Origin of the sequence: Nocardioides oceani, assembly GCF_030412965.1 — a bacterium.
Classification (GTDB): Bacteria; Actinomycetota; Actinomycetes; order Propionibacteriales; family Nocardioidaceae; genus Nocardioides; species Nocardioides oceani.
Map to the genome: position 1 here is coordinate 65,405 of NZ_JAUHJQ010000012.1, position 15,643 is coordinate 81,047.

Here is a 15,643-nt window from a genome sequence, read left to right on the forward strand (position 1 = left end):
GGTCGACCCGTACGATCCTCCGGTGCTCGACGCCTCCATCCTCGCCTACTTCGCCGACGACACCACCCGCACCTACCAGCTCGTGCAGTGGCTGCCGGTGCTCGAGCTGTTGCACGAGCAGCACCCGGTGGGCGTCGTGGCGCGGGACGCCGAGGCGGCCGAGCTGCTGCGCACCCGCACGAACCTGCCGGTCGAGCTTGCCGCGTCGTTCCCCGAGCTGACCGAGCTGTACGCCGCGGTCGACCCCAAGGTCGTCCTCTACGTCAACAACTCCATGCTCAACTTCCAGTCGCTGCTCCACGGGCGGGCGCTGCACGTCCACGTCAACCACGGCGAGAGCGACAAGCAGAGCATGGCCAGCAACAACGCCAAGGCCTACGACCGGGTCTTCGTCGCCGGCGAGGCGGCCGTGCAGCGGTACGTCGCCGAGCTGCTCGAGCTCGACACCTCCCGCCTCGTGCGCACCGGCCGCCCGCAGCTCGACCTGCGCCGCGAGGCGCTGCTCGAGCCGACCGACCGGCGCACGGTGCTCTACGCGCCGACGTGGGAGGGCGACGCGGAGTACAACGACTACACCTCCGTCGACACGATCGGACCCGACGTCGTGCGCGCCGCCCTGGCCGTGCCCGACGTGCGCCTGGTCTACAAGCCGCACCCGAAGGTCGTCACCAGCACCACCCCGGCCGTGCGCGAGGGGCACCGGGCGATCCTCGCGCTGCTCGACGAGGCCGCCCGCAGCGAGCCGGCCGCCGGGCACGTGGCGATCCTCGCCGGCGACATCCTCGCCGTGATGCCGGACTGCGACGCGATGGTCACCGACGTCTCCTCGGTGGGGCTCGACTGGCTCTACCTGCGCACCGAGCGGCCCATCTTCATCACCGACCGCCACCACGACGCCGAGCGCCTGCGCCAGGAGGTCCCGGTCAGCCGGTGCGCCGACGTCATCGACGACGTCGACGTGCTCACGCTCACCGGGCTCCTCGCCGCGCGCCTCGACCACGACGAGCACCACCTGGCCCGGGTCGCCATGCGCCACCACTACTTCGACGACCTCCAGGTCGGCGACAGCACGGTCCGCTTCCTCGACGCGGTCGGCGAGCTCGCCGCCCGCCGCGACGCGCTCCTCGGCGAGACCGACCTCGGCGCGGCGATCACCGCCTGATCCGCTGGTCGAGCAGGTGGCTGGCGCTCGCTGCTCGACCAGCAGGGAGCGTCAGCCCGCGACGCGGCCCTGCTCGCGGCGGTACTGGTTCCAGTGCCAGTGCAGGTAGCGGTCGATCGCGCGGACGACGTGCGAGCTGCGGATCGAGGGGAAGACGTCGAAGGCGTGCTGGGCGCCCGGCAGCTCGGCGTACACCACCGAGCGCTTGGAGATCCGCCGCAGCTTCTCCACGAACGCCCTCGCCTGGGAGACCGGCACGAGGGTGTCGTAGGCGCCGTGGAGGACGAAGAAGTCCGGGGCGTCGGGGGTGATCCGGAGGATCGGCGAGGCGTCCTCGAAGACCTGCGGCTCCTTCTCCCACGTCGTGCCCAGCACGCGCGGGCCGAGGAAGAGGTCGCGCAGCAGCTCGGCCGCCCGCGTGCCGGTGGCGCCGGCGAAGTCGTAGACGCCGTAGTGCGGCACCGCGACCTGCACGGAGGTGTCGGTGTCCTCGAAGCCCGGCTGGTACGCCGCGTTGCCGGGCGTGAGGGCGGCGAGCGCGACGAGGTGGCCACCCGCCGAACCGCCGGTGATCGCGATGTAGTCGGGGTCGCCGCCGTGCTCGGCGACGTGGGCCTTGATCCAGGCGATCGCCTTCTTGACGTCGACGACGTGGGCGGGCCACTCCGCGCGGGGCGAGAGCCGGTAGTTGATCGCCACGCAGACCCAGCCCTTGGCGGCCAGGTGCTGCATGAGCGGGATGCCCTGCTGGTCCTTGTTGCCGATGGTCCACCCGCCGCCGTGGACCTGGAGCAGCACCGGTGCACCGCCGTCGGGCACGCCGTCGGCGGGGGAGTAGACGTCGAGCAGTCCGCGCTTGCCGATGGCGGGGTCGTAGGAGATGTTCTTCTCCACCCGGACCCGCGCGTCGCGCATCCGGAACGGGTAGACCAGGCGCCGCCACGGCACCGCGAGGTCCGCCGGGGTCGGCTTGGCGTCCAGCTGCTCGAGGTAGTCGGCCCCGAGCGCCTCGACGAGGCTGTCCTCGGCCCGCTGCTGGACCTGCCGCGCCTGGAGCACGAGGTAGGACAGGCCTGCGGCGCTGGCGGCGGCGAGGGCCAGGCCCCGCGGGTCCCGTCGCGGTCCGCGCGCGTGGACCGCGGCGTCGGCGACGGTGAGCGCCAGCGCGTGCGGGGCCAGCTCCCCGACCAGCCAGCCCGCCATGAAAGCGGGGATGCCCGGCCGGAAGCCGGGCAGGGGCCGCAGCGCGTTCGCGGTCAGCGCAGCGGTCACGATCTGTCGGCGCAGGAACGACATGGCGACGAGGGTAGTCCGCAATTGACGTGGGTCACGCGGACCGGCCGTGACGTCGGCGCCCCCCGCCCGTTGCACACTGGAACACGTTCTAGGAAGGGGACGTCCGTGGTGGACCGGCTGTCGGGGCTCGATGCGAGCTTCCTGTACCTCGAGACGCCGTCGCAGCTGATGCACGTCTGCGGCGTGATCCTGCTCGACCCCTCGACGATGCCGGAGCCGTACTCCTTCGCCGGGCTGCAGGCGACGATCGACGAGCGGGTCCGCGACACCCCGGCGTTCACGCGCAAGCTGCGACGCGTGCCGATGGGGCTGGACCACCCGATCTGGGTCCGCGACAAGCAGTTCGACATCGAGCGCCACGTGCACCGGCTCGCGCTCCCGCGGCCCGGCGGACTCGCGGAGCTCACCGAGCTGACCGGGCACCTCGCCGGCCTGCCCCTGGACCGCTCGCGCCCGCTGTGGGAGATGTGGGTGATCGAGGGGTACGACGGCGGGCTGGGCCACGACCTGGTCGCGGTGTTCATGAAGATGCACCACGCCACGGTCGACGGCGTCTCGGGCGCCAACCTGGTCTCCCACCTGTGCAGCCTGGAGCCGGAGGCCGAGCCGCTCGGGACCGCCGACGACCAGACGTACGGCCGGGACCCCGACCAGCTGGAGCTCCTCGGGCGGGCGGTGCTCTCCAACGTCACCAAGCCGGTGCACGCCGCGCGGCTGCTCAACCCGTCCGCGCAGCTGGTGGCCCGGACCATCGGGCGGGCCCGAGCCGGGACCGCGATGGCCGCGCCGCTGACCGCGCCGCGCACGTCGTTCAACGGCACGATCACCGGCCACCGCACGATCGCGCTGGCCGACATGTCGCTGGACGAGGTGCGCGAGGTCAAGGCGGCGACCGGCACGACCGTCAACGACGTGGTGCTGACCGTCGCGGGCGGTGCGTTGCGGTCCTACCTCGAGGAGCGCGGCGAGCTGCCCGACGACTCGCTGCTCGCGACGGTCCCGGTCTCGGTCCACGGCACCTCGAAGCGGTCCAGCGGCGTCAACAAGGTCTCGGCGCTCTTCGCCAAGCTCGGCACCGACGAGGAGGACCCGCTGGTCCGGCTCGAGGAGATGGCGACCCGCAACAAGCACGCGAAGGAGCACCACAACGCGATCAGCGCTGACGCGCTGCAGGACTGGGCGGAGTTCGCGGCGCCGCGGACCTTCGGGCTGGCGATGCGGACCTACGCCGGGCTGCGGCTGGCCGAGCGGCACCCGGTCGTGCACAACCTGGTCATCTCCAACGTGCCGGGCCCGCCGGTGCCGCTCTACTTCTGCGGGGCCGAGGTGCTCGGGCTCTACCCGCTGGGGCCGGTCTTCCACGGCGCGGGGCTCAACGTCACGGTGATGTCCAACCACGGCCACCTGCACGTCGGCGTGATCGCCTGCCGCGAGTCGGTGCCGCACCCCGAGGAGCTCGTGCGCCGGTTCCCGGCGGAGCTCTCCGCCCTGCGCGCGGCGGTGGCCGCCCGCGACGAGGCCTGAGCCCCGACGAGGTCGCTCAGCTGATCTCGGGCAGCTCCTGCGCGGCGCCGAGCAGCCCGCGGAACGGGTCACCGTGCTCGGCGATCCGCTCCAGCGCCGTGCGGATCGTCCAGCGGTCCGGCCGCAGGTCGGGGTCGTCGAGCTCCTCCCAGCGGATCGGCACCGACACCGGCGCACCGGGAGCCGGCCGCGGCGACCAGGGCCCGACGAGGGTCTTGTTGACGGCGTTCTGGGTGTAGTCCAGCCGCGCGAGCCCGCCGCGCGCCCTGACTTCCCACTTCCAGCTCACCAGCTCCGGCACGACCTTGCCGACGGTGCGCGAGAGCCGCTCGACCCACGCCCGGGTGTCGCTGAAGGTGTAGCCCGCCACCACCGGGATCCAGACCTGGATGCCGCGCCGCCCGGTCACCTTCGGCAGCGCGGTCACCCCGAGGTGCTCCAGTGCCGTGCGGTGCAGCCGGGCCAGCACGAGCAGCTCCTCCCACGACGTGCGCTCACCGGGGTCGAGGTCGACCAGGGCGTACGTCGGCTCGTGCATCGCCTCGGTGCGCGAGGTCCACGGGTGCCACTCCAGCGCCCCGAAGTTGGCCATCCACACGAGGGTGGCCGGCTCGTCGGCGACGACGTACGCCGTGGTCTCACCCTCGTCGGCCTCGGGATTACCCCAGCACCCGACCCAGGCCGGCGCGTGGCCGGGCCGCTGCTTGTGCCAGAAACCGGCCTCGTCGGCGCCCTCGGGGTAGCGGTGCAGGTTGACCGCCCGGCCCTCGAGGTAGGGCAGCGCGACGGGGGCGACCTGGGCGGCGTAGGCCAGGAGCTCGCGCTTGGTCACCGGTCCGCGGTCCGCGTCCTGCGGGTGGCCGGGGAAGAGCACCTTGTCGAGGTTGGTGACCTTCACGCCCCGGCCGTGGACCTCCCAGGTGCCGCCGCTGCCCGGCAGCGCGGCGAGCGCGTCGATCGCCCCGTCGGGGACGGCGGCCGGAGGCGTGGGCGGCACGCCGGCCACGACGTCGTCGTTGGTGCGCCCGCTCAGCACCGACCGGGGGTGCTCCTCGGGGTCCCAACCGTCGACGGCGTGCTCGTCGCGCTTGTGCAGGAGCATCCACTCCTCCTTGCCGCCGGCCTCGGAGCGCCGCAGGAGCACCAGCCGGCCACGCAGCTTCCGGCCGTGCACCTCGACGTGCAGCTCGCCGTCGGCGACGGCCGCGACCGGGTCGTCGGTGCGGACCGCCTCGAAGGTGCCGGTGTCCCACACGATGACGTCCCCGCCGCCGTACTCACGACCGGGGATGGTGCCCTCGAAGTGCAGGTAGTCGACCGGGTGGTCCTCCACGTGCACCGCCAGGCGACGGGCGGCCGGGTCGAGGGTCGGCCCCTTCGGGACCGCCCAGCTGACCAGCACGCCGCCGATCTCGAAGCGCAGGTCGTAGTGGAGGTGGCTCGCGCGGTGCCGCTGCACCACGAACCGCGGCGCGCCGGAGGCGGCCGTCCGCGCCGAGGCCTCGCCGGCCGTGTCGCCGGAGGGCTCGGGCGTCCGGGCGAAGTCGCGCTTGGCGCGGTACGCCGCCAGCTGGTCGCTCATCCGACCCGGCGGTCAGGCGGGGTCGTCGGTGACGTGGTCGCCCTGCTCGAGGACGTCGGCCTCGTTCGCCTCGTCCGGGCCCACCTCGGCGGGTGTCACCGTCCCCGACCCGTCCATGCCCTGCTGCTGCTCGGCCAGGTCGGCCTCGTCCGCCTGCGGTCCGTCGAAGCCTGCGCTCTCGCTCATGGGCGGCCGGTACCCACGCCGCCCGGTGTGGCCCCGCGTGCCATCGTGGCCGGCATGAGCCAGACACCTGCAGACGTCCCTGTCGTGGTCGTGACCGGTGCGAACGGGTTCGTCGGGGCCACCACCTGCGCGGCCCTGGTCGAGCGCGGGGCACGGGTCCGCGCGGTCGTGCGCCGTGCCGGGACCGCGCCCGCCGGGACCGAGGAGCACGTCGGGGAGTTCTCCGACGCCGGGTTCGCCGCCTCGGTCGTCGACGGTGCGACGGCGCTCGTGACGACCGTCCACCCGATGGGGTCGGACCGCGAGACCCAGCACCGCGTCGGCGTCGAGGGCACGACGACGATCGCGCGGGCCGCCCGGGACGCCGGCGTACGCCGCCTGGTGCACGTGTCGACGGCCGGCGTCTACGACCGCTCGCCCGACACGGGCGACGTCGACGAGGGCTCGGCGCTGGTGGGCGAGGACGGCGGCGACTACGGGATCACCAAGCGCGACACCGACGCGTCGCTGGCCCGGGTCGACGCGATCACCCGGGTGCTCGTCCGGCCGCCGGCGATCCTCGGGCCGGGGGAGACCTCGGTCTGGAACACGCTGCGCCCCGCCGCCGTCCGCGACGAGCCGGCCGCCCGGCGCACCGCTCCGGACAAGACGTTCGCGTGGGTGCACGTGGCCGACCTCGCGGTGTTCCTCGCCGACGTCGCGACCGGCCGCGTCGCGGAGGCCGACGACCCTGAGCGCGGCCCGGTCGCGGGGGAGTGCACGGCCGTGAACCTGGCCGCCGAGCCGGCGCGGACCCGCGATTACCACGAGACGGTCACGACCGCGGTCGGCGTCGAGCCGGAGTGGGTCGAGGAGCCGTCGTGGACGGGCCGGATCGTCGCCGACCGAGCCCGCGCCTGGGGCTGGACCCCCGCGGTCGACCTCGGGCAGGCGCTCCGCGAGCTCGCGGACGGGCTGCGCTGAGCCACCTCCGGTCCGCCGGCCCGCGACCCGTCGCGGGAGCCGGCCTGTGCGGTACGTCGAGGTCAGCCAGCGGCGCCGACGTACCGCACCGTCACCCGAGCCAGTCGGCGTAGAAGATCCCGAGGCCGGTGACGACGCTGAGCCCGGCGATGATCCAGAAGCGGATGACCACGGTCACCTCGTCCCACCCGAGGTGCTCGAAGTGGTGGTGGATGGGGGCGATCCGGAAGATGCGGCGGCCGGTGCCCGTGAGCCGCCTCGTCAGCTTGAAGTAGCCGACCTGCAGGAGCACCGAGAGCGTCTCGAGCACGAACAGGCCGCCGATGACGGCCATGAGCAGCTCGGTCCGGGACATGATCGCCAGCCCTGCGAGGGCGCCGCCGATGGCGAGGGAGCCGACGTCGCCCATGATGATCTGGGCCGGCTTGGCGTTCCACCACAGGAAGCCGATGCACGCGGCCGCGATCGCCGCGGAGAGCACGGCGAGGTCCAGCGGGTCGCGCACCTCGTAGCACTGGGACGCGCTCGCGGCGACGTCGGCGGACCCGCACCGGTGGCTGTTCTGCCAGAAGCACACGACCGCGTAGGCGCCGAACACCATCGCCGAGGTCCCGGCGAGCAGGCCGTCGGCGCCGTCCGCGAGGTTGGCGCCGTTCGACGTCGCGGTCACGATGAACCAGATCAGCAGGAGCACGACGACCAGCGGCAGCTTGATGCCCCAGTCGTGCGTGGTGGACAGGTGCTGCGAGGCGGGCCTCACGCCGCGCTCGTCGGCGAAGAGCTGGGTCGCCAGGACGCCGAACGTCAGCGCGGTGAGCGTCTGCCCGGCCATCTTGGCGCGGCTGGTCAGGCCCTGGTTGTTCTGCGTGTAGACCTTGATGAAGTCGTCGAGGAAGCCGACCACGCCGCAGCCGAGGAACAGCAGCAGGAGCAGCCAGGCGCTGGCGCTGGGCCGGGCGTCGGTCAGCACCGTGGCGAGGAGGTACGCCGCCGTGGAGCCGAGGAGGATCACGAGCCCGCCCATAGTCGGCGTCCCGCGCTTGACGTGGTGCGTCGTCGGGCCGTCGTCGCGGATCGGCTGGCCGAAGCCGTGCCGGGTGAACCAGCCGATGGCGATCCGGGTGCCGATGAGCGAGCAGAGCACCGCCAGCCCGCTGCTGAGCAGGATCGCCCGCATGTCGTTCCTCTCGCAGCCGCCGCGGTCGGTCGCCACGTGCTGCGGTCGACCGGGCACATTGTGGGGCACGAGCCGCTCCGGGCCGTCGAGGCACGCGGAGGGCCGGTGCCCCGCTCCGGCGGATCAGGGACCGGGCGTGGCCGTCACCGGGGCCTGGAGCAGCCCGCCGACGGCGTCGCACAGGAACGTGCCGGCCTCCGCCCACCGCGCCGGCTCGCCCGAGGCCTGCGCGCGCTCCTCGATCTCCGCGCAGGCGGAGCCGACGAGGTGCACGGTCAGCCGGGTGCGGCCCTCGACGACGGCGGGGTCGAGGTGCGCGAGGCGCCGCGCGGCGGAGGCCACGATCGCCGTCGCCGTCGGGAACTCGCGTGACCGCTCGCGCACCAGCTCCGCGGTCGCCGGGTCGGTCATGGCCTGGCGGAGGAACCGCGCACGCCACGACGGCGTGGGCAGCGCGGCGAAGGTCTCGGTGACGGGGATGACCAGGGCCCGGAGGTCGCCGAGCAGCGAGTCGGACTCCTCGAACATGCGCCGCTGGGCGGGCTCGACCGCTGCGTGGTGCCGGTCGAGCAGCGCCTCCATGAGCCCGGACCGCCCGCCGAAGTAGTAGCGGACCGCGGAGTGGTTGCTGTTGCCCGCGGCGTCCGCGACCTGGCGGTCCGAGACCGTGGCGATGCCCCGCTCGGCGAAGAGCCGCTCGGCGGCATCGAGGAGCGGCAGCCGGACGTCCGGACGCGGCATGACTCCCTCTCGTCGACGGCCGGTGAGCAGGTCCGACCCTACCGTTTCGTCGTTTTAAGTCATGCGGCGTACTATCGGTGCGGCGCACGCCTCCACCCCAGGAGCGGGCGGCGCCGCACGGCTCGACCCGAGGAGACCAGGACTTGTCCACGACGAACCACCTCAGCAGCGCGTCCGGGCCGGGTCGGCCGGAGCCCTCCGGCACGGCGTACCCGCCGCCCCCGCCGGAGACGCCCGCCGAGCGCAAGGGCCGGATGATCGCGCTGTTCGTGATGCCGTTCCTGATCGTCACGATGATGTACGCGACGTACATGGGCACCATGCACGACCCGCAGCCCAGCGACCTGCCGGTCGCCGTGGTGGGGGAGGGCGCCACGGCCGAGCGGTTCGCCGAGGAGCTCGAGGCCGGTTCCGACGGCGCCCTGGACGTACGCCGCGTGGACGACGTGGCCGAGGCCGAGGAGCTGGTCCGCGAGCAGGAGGTCGCCGGCGCGATCACGGTCCCGGCCGAGGGTCGCGGCGCGACCGTCTCCCGGGCGATGGCCGCCGGCGCCTCCCAGGCGACGCTGGTCGACCGGGCCCTCGGCGCCGCGGCCGTCACGCAGTCCTGGCAGGTCGAGACCGTCGACCTCGTGCCGCTGCCCGAGGGTGACGGCTCGGGGACCATGGTGCTGTTCGCCGCGATGGGGATGATGCTGGCCGGCTACGTGCCGCTGAGCGCCATGCTCCTCGGTACGCCGAACCTGCTCCGCGTGCGCCGGTTCCTCCCGATCGCGGTCGGTTGGGGCGCACTGACCAGCTCGCTGGTCTGGCTGGTCCTCGGGCCGCTCGTCGGCGCCGTGGACGGGCACTACCCGCTGTTCCTGGGCGTCGGCACGCTCGCGGTGACGGCGGTCGCGACGGCCCAGCTGCTCTTCACCAAGGTGCTGGGTCCGTTCGCGGTGCTCCTCGGCATGCTGCTGTGGGTCGTCCTCGGGGTGCCGGCGTCCAACCTGGCCCTGTCGGTCCACGCGATGCCCGGGTTCCTCCAGTGGCTGCACGGCGTGCTGCCCCTGCCCGCCGCCGGCGAGGCGCTCCGGTCGGCGGTCTACCTCGACGGCGCCGGCTTCTGGCGGCACCTCGGCGTCCTGGCCGCCTGGCTGGTCGCCGCCCTCGGCCTCGCCGTGCTCAAGGAGCGCCGCTCGGGCGAGCTCATCGTCGGCGGGCCGCTCTACACCGACCCCGGCGCCCCGCTGCCGGCGCTCTCGGGCGGGCCGGTGGCGCCGTACCGTCGCAGGGTCGTCGCGGTGGCGCTGTTCCCGCTGAGCATCGTGGTCACCGTCGTGACGCTGATGAGCCTCTCGATGCACCAGCCCGACGTCCACGACATGCCGGTCGCGGTGGTCGGCCCGGCCGGGGCCGCGGACCGCGTGGTCGACCAGCTCGAGCCCGGGCTGGGGGAGTACCTGGACCTCCGCGTGGTCGGCTCGGAGGACGAGGCGGCCGACCTCGTCCGCAGCCGGGACGTCGTGGCGGCGTACGTCGTGCCGACCGTCGAGGGCGCGAGCCCGACCCTGGTCACGGCCGGCGGCGCCGGCGCGAGCCAGCAGTCGGCGGTGACGCAGATGTTCGCCGCGGTGGCGGCCGAGGGCGGGACCGACCTGGCCACCCAGGACATCGCGCCGCTCACCGGCGACGACACCGGCGGCAGCAACAGCATGTACGTCGGGATGGGCTGGATCATGGCCGGCTTCCTGTTCTTCGCGGTCATGCGCGGCGGCGCCCCCGACCTGACCCGGACGCGGCAGCTGCTCCCGCTGGTCGCCGGCTGGTCGCTCGGCATCTCGGTGTGGTTGTGGTTCCTCTACGACGTGCTCATCGGTGCGGTCAACGGGCACGCGCTCGAGCTCATCGGCTACGGCACGCTGACGGTGTTCGCGGTGGCCTGGGCGAGCGCGACGCTCATCCGCGTCGGCGGCCTGGGGGCGCTGGTCCCCGTGATGGTCGTCGTGATGCTGGCCGGCGTGCCGGCCTCCGGCGGCGGGCTGTCGCTCTACATGGTCCCGGACGCCTTCCGGCCGCTCGCCGACGTGCTGCCGCTGCCCGCCGCGGTCGACCTGGCCCGGTCGGTCACCTACTTCGACGGGACGGGCGTCGGCGGGAACCTGCTGGTCATCGCCGTCTGGGGCGTGGTCGGGCTGCTGCTGAACCTGCTGCTCGTCGACCGCTGGCTCAACCGCCCGGGCGCACGCCCGCACGCGCCGATGGGTCCGCGCCACCGGCCCGAGCGCGCGGGGAAGGGCGGCTCGGGCGGCGCGGCGCTGGCGGGGGCCGCCGCCGGCCCGGTCGGCTGAGCACCCCGACCCCGAGCCCGATGACCACGATCGGCCACCGGCCCGTCCGGCCGCCCGCACCGCGGGTGGCCGGACGGGCCGTCGGCGAGCTCGTGCTGGTCTCGGCGCTGTTCGGGGTCTACAAGCTGGGCCGGGCGCTGGTCAGCGGGGAGGAGGCGCTCGCCTTCCGCCACGCGCGGTGGATACACCGGGCCGAGGACCTGCTCGGGTTCCCGTCCGAGGCGGCGCTCCAGGCCGCGGTCCACGCGCTCCCGGTAGGCGAGACGATCCTCCGGGCGGCCAACGTCTACTACACGAGCGTGCACTTCCCGCTCATGGCCGCCTTCCTGGTCTGGGGCTTCCTCCGGCGACCCCTGGGGGAGTACCGCTGGGCCCGCAACCTGGTCATCCTCCAGACCGGTGCCGCGCTCGTGGTCCACGTCGTGTTCCCGCTGGCGCCGCCGCGGATGTTCCCGGCGTGGGGCTTCGTCGACACGATGACGAGCTACGGCCCCTCGCCGTACGACGGGGCGAGCGGCGCGCTGGCCAACCAGCTGGCCGCCATGCCCAGCCTCCACGTCGGCTGGGCGGTCCTCATCGCGTACGTCGTCGTGCGCACCGGTCCGCGCGCGCTGGGCGCGCTGGCGGTCGGCCACGCGGTGCTCACGACCGCGATCGTCGTCGTCACGGCCAACCACTGGTGGCTCGACGCGGTCGCGGGTGTGCTCCTGCTCGTGGCCGCCGACGCGGTCCTGCGGGCCGCGCGGGCGCACCGGCGCCGCGGGTGAGCGCCGCCTGGTGGGACGTGGTCGTGGGCGGCGGGTTCGCCTTCGCGGAGTCGATGCTCGGCGTCGGCGTCGTCCTGCCCGGCGAGGTCGTCGTGACGGGCATCGCCAGCACGGTCGCGGACGAGCGCCGCCTGGCGCTGCTGGTGACGGTGACGGTCGGCGCGAGCCTCGGCGACCACGTCAACTACTGGCTCGGCCGGCTGCTCGGCCCCCGGCTCACCCGCTCGCGGCTGGTGGACCGGATCGGACGACGGCACTGGGACCGGGCCACCGACCTGGTCCGCCGCCACGGGGCGGGGGCCGTCGTCGTGAGCCGCCTGCTGCCGGTGGTCCGCACGCTGATGGCGGCCGTCGCCGGGGTGGCGGGCATGCCGTACCGCCGGTTCGCGCTCGCCTCGCTGGTCGGCTGTGCGTCGTGGGCGTCGTTGTGGGTCGGCGCCGGCCGGGCCGTGCACCGGCTGGCCGGGCACCCGGCCCTGCTCGTCGCGCTGGCCGTGGTGCTCGGCGTCGCGGTGCTCCTCGTCCGCGGCTGGAGACACCGCGCCCGCCGCGCGGGCGTCCCCGGGCGTGCCCCGCGGCGGACCTAGCCGGCGACGACCCAACGGCTGTACCTCCGCTTGCCCGGCGCGTGGTCGACGGGCGTGCCCGGGTAGTCGTTGCTGGTCACGAGGTTGACCCGCACGCGCGCCGGCTTCCCGAGGCAGGACCGCGGCACGACGACCTTCATCCGGCTCTTCTTCCGATCCCAGTCGTTGCGACCCTTGCACAGCGCGTCCCCGAGGACGCCGGTCCAGCCGTCGGCCCGGTAGAGGTGCCAGGAGCCGCCCTCGCCGATGCCCGTGCCCAGGGTGTACTCCGGACCGGCGGCGTCGGCGTCGGTGTCGATGATGAAGGCCTGGACGTCGCTGAGCCGGCTGTCCTCGGCGTGGAAGGCGATCATGCGCAGCGCGCGGGGGGCGTGCTTGATGCGCAGCTTCGTCACGTCGCCCGTCCCGTGGGCGTGGCCGGCGGTGTCGCCGACGGGGTCCTCGGCGACGCGGACGGCCGCGCCGGCGGGTGAGCCGAGGGACAGGACGAGCAGGCCGGCGGTGAGGCCTGCCCCGAGCGGCGCAGCGGCGGCCCGGGCAGCACGAAGGGTGGTCATGCCCGGGTAGACGCAGGTACGGGGAGAAAGGTTGCTCCCCCGGACACACGAACGGCGAGGGGAGACCCCTCGCCATGTCCAAGGTATAGCGCAGCAGGGGGCTTGCGGCAAGGCCCCCGGCCGGCCCCAGAATCGCCCGCCGTGACGGAGAGTGCAGGGGTCTTCGACCTCGACGAACGGCTGGTGGCGAAGGCCGACCCGGCGCTGGTGGCGGCCGACGAGGCGCACTTCGCCGCGATCGCGCGGACCCTCGAGGAGGCCCTGGCCGACCTGGCCGACCGGCTCGACGTCGTACGCCGGGAGGGCGGCCGGCACGGGCAGGCGGCCCTCGACCGGGACCAGGAGGTGCACCGGCTGACCGCCCGGATCCGCACCCTGCGGCGGTTCGGGCTGGACCTGTGCCTGGGCCGGATGGTGCCGGTCGACGGGGACCCGGTCTACGTGGGGCGGCTGGGGCTGACCGATCGCGGTGGCCGGCGGCTGCTGGTCGACTGGCGTTCCCCGGCGGCCGAGCCGTTCTTCGGTGCCACCCACGCGGACCCGAGGGGGCTGGCGAGCCGGCGGCGCTACCGGTGGACGCTCGGCCGGATCACCGACTACTGGGACGAGGTCTTCACCGCGGACGGGCTCGTGGGTCACGCGGCGCTGGACGACCAGTCCGCGTTCATCGCCAGCCTCGGCGGCAGCCGCGGCGACCGGATGCGCGACGTGCTCGCCACCATCCAGGCCGACCAGGACGCGATCGTCCGCGCCGGGTCGCGCGGCACGCTCGTGGTCGACGGCGGCCCCGGGACCGGCAAGACGGTCGTCGCGCTGCACCGCACGGCATACCTCCTCCACGCCGACCCGCGGCTCGGGCACCGCCGTGGCGGCGTGCTCTTCGTGGGACCGCACCAGCCCTACCTGTCCTACGTCGCCGACGTGCTCCCGAGCCTCGGCGAGGAGGGCGTGGTGACCTGCACGCTGCGCGACCTCGTGCCGGAGGGCGCCGGGGCGGGGGAGGAGACCGATCCCGAGGTCGCCCGGCTCAAGGCGACGGCCGCGATGGTCGACGCGATCGAGCCGGCCGTCGCGCTCTACGAGGAGCCCCCGACCGAGGGGATGGTCGTCGAGACGCCCTGGTCCGACGTGTGGCTCAGCGCCGAGGAGTGGGCGGAGGCGTTCACCTCGCCGGACCCCGGCACACCGCACAACGAGGCCCGCGACCAGGTGTGGGAGGAGCTGCTGAGGATCCTGGTCGACAAGCACGACCTCGACGAGGACCCGGAGGACGCGGAGGACGCGGAGGACCCCGAGGCCGCCCCGGAGGTCACCCCCGCGCTGGTCCGCCGCGCGCTGGGGCGCAACGGCGACCTGCGCGGCGCCTTCGACCGGGCCTGGCCGCTGGTCGAGGCCGAGGACCTGGTCGGGGACCTGTGGTCGGTGCCGGCCTACCTGCGCCGGTGCGCGCCGTGGCTGGAGCCCGAGCAGGTCCGGCTGCTGCAGCGCGCCGAGCCGCAGGCGTGGACCGGCGCGGACCTGCCGCTGCTCGACGCCGCGCGGCACCGGCTGGGCGACCCCGCGGCATCCCGCCGCCGGCGCCGGCAGCAGGTGGCCGCAGCCGCGCACCGGGCCCGGATGGAGGACGTCGTCGACCACCTCGTCTCCATCGACGACTCCGACATGCGGGTGATGTCGATGCTGCGGGGCGAGGACCTCCAGGCGTCCCTGGCCGACACCGGGAGCGCGCCGGGGGACCAGCCGGACCGGTTCGCCGGGCCGTTCGCCCACGTCGTGGTCGACGAGGCACAGGAGCTCGACGACGCCCAGTGGCGGATGCTCCTGCGGCGCTGCCCCTCGCGCAGCATGACCGTCGTCGGGGACCGCGCCCAGGCCCGCCACGGGTTCGCCGGGTCCTGGCCCGAGCGGCTCGCCCGGATCGGTCTCGAGCACGTCACGGTCGCGTCGCTGACCATCAACTACCGCACGCCGGCGGAGGTGATGGCGGTCGCGGAGCCGGTCATCCGCGCCGCGGTGCCCGACGCCAACGTGCCCACCTCGGTCCGCACCGGCGGTCGCCCGGTCCGGCACGGGTCGGTCACCGAGCTCGGCACCGTCGTGTCGACCTGGCTCGCCGAGCACGCCGACGGGAGCGTCTGCGTGGTCGCCGCCGACGGCGAGGAGCCCGTCGTACCCGCCTCCCCGCGCGTCCGGCAGCTCACGCCGACCCTCGCCAAGGGCCTGGAGTTCGACCTCGTCGTGCTGGTGCGGCCCGAGCGGTTCGGGGCGGGGGAGGACACGGTCGCCGCCGCCGTGGACCGGTACGTCGCCATGACCCGCGCGACCCAGGAGCTGGTGGTGCTCGCCGGGCCGTGACGCCGCGGGGGCATCCTCGCCGCCCAGCCGGGTACCGCCCCGGCGAGGGACGCGACCGTCGACCACCGTCCCCGGAGGTGCTCCGATGTCCGCTCGCGAACCGCAGGAGACCGCGGCCGTCGCCGCCGCGGCCGGGGTGAAGAAGGTGCGCCGGTCCTGGGACCGGGTGCTCGTCAGCTCGTTCCTCGCCGGCGCCTACATCGCCTTCGGCGGCATGGTGGCGATCACCGTCTCGTCGGGCCTCGACCCCGCGACGTGGGGCACCCTGCCGACGCTCTTCACGGGCGCGGCCTTCACGCTCGGCCTGATCCTCGTGGTCGTGGCCGGCTCGGACCTGGCGACCGGCAACATGATGCTGGTGCCGCTGGGCGCCCTCGAGGGCAAGCTGTCGATCGGCGACGTCGCCCGCAACC

Annotated in this window: 14 protein-coding genes; 8 read left to right on the forward strand and 6 right to left on the reverse strand. The window is 74.3% G+C overall.

The features are described 5' to 3' along the window. Positions 1 to 22 precede the first annotated feature (22 nt). Complete coding sequence (locus QWY28_RS20450; protein WP_300954605.1) at positions 23 to 1,162, forward strand: CDP-glycerol glycerophosphotransferase family protein; 1,140 nt, start codon at positions 23 to 25, stop codon at positions 1,160 to 1,162. 51 nt (positions 1,163 to 1,213) lie between these two features. On the opposite strand, the gene QWY28_RS20455 is transcribed toward QWY28_RS20450, so the two are convergent. Then, positions 1,214 to 2,458, reverse strand: a complete 1,245-nt coding sequence (locus QWY28_RS20455; protein WP_300954607.1) for an alpha/beta hydrolase — start codon at positions 2,456 to 2,458, stop codon at positions 1,214 to 1,216. A 105-nt stretch (positions 2,459 to 2,563) separates the two neighbouring features. Between QWY28_RS20455 and QWY28_RS20460 the strand changes: the two genes are divergently transcribed. Further along, entirely contained in the window at positions 2,564 to 3,982 is a 1,419-nt protein-coding gene (locus tag QWY28_RS20460; protein ID WP_300954610.1) for a WS/DGAT/MGAT family O-acyltransferase, read from the forward strand. Between the two features lie 16 nt (positions 3,983 to 3,998). On the opposite strand, the gene QWY28_RS20465 is transcribed toward QWY28_RS20460, so the two are convergent. Together QWY28_RS20465 and QWY28_RS20470 are read right to left on the reverse strand one after the other, a co-directional pair. After that, on the reverse strand, positions 3,999 to 5,564 hold the full coding sequence (locus tag QWY28_RS20465; protein WP_300954611.1) for a non-homologous end-joining DNA ligase LigD: 1,566 nt from the start codon (positions 5,562 to 5,564) through the stop codon (positions 3,999 to 4,001). A gap of 12 nt (positions 5,565 to 5,576) precedes the next feature. Further along, the gene (locus QWY28_RS20470) at positions 5,577 to 5,750 is read right to left on the reverse strand and encodes a hypothetical protein (RefSeq protein ID WP_300954613.1); all 174 of its coding nucleotides are present in this window, start codon (positions 5,748 to 5,750) and stop codon (positions 5,577 to 5,579) included. Between the two features lie 54 nt (positions 5,751 to 5,804). On the opposite strand from QWY28_RS20470, the gene QWY28_RS20475 reads away from it, so the two are divergent. Then, on the forward strand, positions 5,805 to 6,713 hold the full coding sequence (locus QWY28_RS20475; RefSeq protein ID WP_300954614.1) for an NAD-dependent epimerase/dehydratase family protein: 909 nt from the start codon (positions 5,805 to 5,807) through the stop codon (positions 6,711 to 6,713). A 91-nt stretch (positions 6,714 to 6,804) separates the two neighbouring features. Here the strand turns inward: QWY28_RS20475 and mraY are convergent, their stop codons facing one another. Both mraY and QWY28_RS20485 read right to left on the reverse strand, forming a co-directional pair. Continuing rightward, the gene (mraY, locus tag QWY28_RS20480; RefSeq protein WP_300954616.1) at positions 6,805 to 7,890 is read right to left on the reverse strand and encodes a phospho-N-acetylmuramoyl-pentapeptide-transferase; all 1,086 of its coding nucleotides are present in this window, start codon (positions 7,888 to 7,890) and stop codon (positions 6,805 to 6,807) included. A gap of 123 nt (positions 7,891 to 8,013) precedes the next feature. Next, the gene (locus QWY28_RS20485) at positions 8,014 to 8,631 is read right to left on the reverse strand and encodes a TetR/AcrR family transcriptional regulator (RefSeq protein ID WP_300954618.1); all 618 of its coding nucleotides are present in this window, start codon (positions 8,629 to 8,631) and stop codon (positions 8,014 to 8,016) included. A 143-nt stretch (positions 8,632 to 8,774) separates the two neighbouring features. On the opposite strand from QWY28_RS20485, the gene QWY28_RS20490 reads away from it, so the two are divergent. From QWY28_RS20490 to QWY28_RS20500, 3 genes are read left to right on the forward strand one after another with little or no spacing between them, the layout of a single operon-like run. After that, positions 8,775 to 10,964 (forward strand): ABC transporter permease, encoded by a 2,190-nt coding sequence (locus tag QWY28_RS20490; RefSeq protein WP_300954619.1) that lies wholly within the window; start codon positions 8,775 to 8,777, stop codon positions 10,962 to 10,964. A gap of 20 nt (positions 10,965 to 10,984) precedes the next feature. Beyond that, the gene (locus QWY28_RS20495; RefSeq protein WP_300954620.1) at positions 10,985 to 11,731 is read left to right on the forward strand and encodes a phosphatase PAP2 family protein; all 747 of its coding nucleotides are present in this window, start codon (positions 10,985 to 10,987) and stop codon (positions 11,729 to 11,731) included. Beyond that, positions 11,728 to 12,318 (forward strand): DedA family protein, encoded by a 591-nt coding sequence (locus QWY28_RS20500; protein ID WP_300954622.1) that lies wholly within the window; start codon positions 11,728 to 11,730, stop codon positions 12,316 to 12,318. The genes QWY28_RS20495 and QWY28_RS20500 overlap by 4 nt, the downstream gene beginning before the upstream one ends. Here QWY28_RS20500 and QWY28_RS20505 read toward each other — a convergent pair. After that, positions 12,315 to 12,875 (reverse strand): hypothetical protein, encoded by a 561-nt coding sequence (locus QWY28_RS20505; RefSeq protein WP_300954623.1) that lies wholly within the window; start codon positions 12,873 to 12,875, stop codon positions 12,315 to 12,317. The two genes, QWY28_RS20500 and QWY28_RS20505, sit on opposite strands and share 4 nt — an antisense overlap. A gap of 141 nt (positions 12,876 to 13,016) precedes the next feature. On the opposite strand from QWY28_RS20505, the gene helR reads away from it, so the two are divergent. Together helR and QWY28_RS20515 are read left to right on the forward strand one after the other, a co-directional pair. Then, the gene (gene helR, locus QWY28_RS20510) at positions 13,017 to 15,230 is read left to right on the forward strand and encodes an RNA polymerase recycling motor ATPase HelR (RefSeq protein ID WP_300954624.1); all 2,214 of its coding nucleotides are present in this window, start codon (positions 13,017 to 13,019) and stop codon (positions 15,228 to 15,230) included. 85 nt (positions 15,231 to 15,315) lie between these two features. Continuing rightward, positions 15,316 to 15,643: formate/nitrite transporter family protein (locus QWY28_RS20515; protein ID WP_300954625.1), on the forward strand; the 328-nt coding region annotated here is incomplete at its 3' end.